1 pseudogene is annotated in these 253 nt (G+C 43.1%); it reads left to right on the top strand.

Annotated features, from left to right (window positions below):
* Window positions 1-68 precede the first annotated feature (68 nt).
* Window positions 69-253: pseudogene (locus tag Q4528_RS14905) on the top strand (glycine betaine/L-proline ABC transporter ATP-binding protein); the annotation flags it as partial.

A 253-nucleotide genomic window follows, 5' to 3' on the forward strand; every position in this document is an offset into this window, starting at 1 on the left:
GTATTGGTGGCGATTATTTTAGACCGCTTATGTAAAAGCCCCGCTAGCCAGAACAAAGAGGGATAGGCATGAGTGCAATTAGTATTAAAAACTTAGATGTGCTGTTTGGTTTTCAAACCGCCAAATCTTTAGCTTTGCTAGATCAAGGCGCTAGCCGCCAAGAGATTATTGATGCCACTGGCGACGTGGTAGGTGTTCACGATGTTAGCCTTGATATTAAAAAGGGTGAGATTTGCGTATTAATGGGCTTGTC

The sequence above is a fragment of the Staphylococcus pasteuri genome (genome assembly GCF_030547725.1).
In the GTDB taxonomy this organism is placed as follows: Bacteria; Bacillota; Bacilli; order Staphylococcales; family Staphylococcaceae; genus Staphylococcus; species Staphylococcus pasteuri.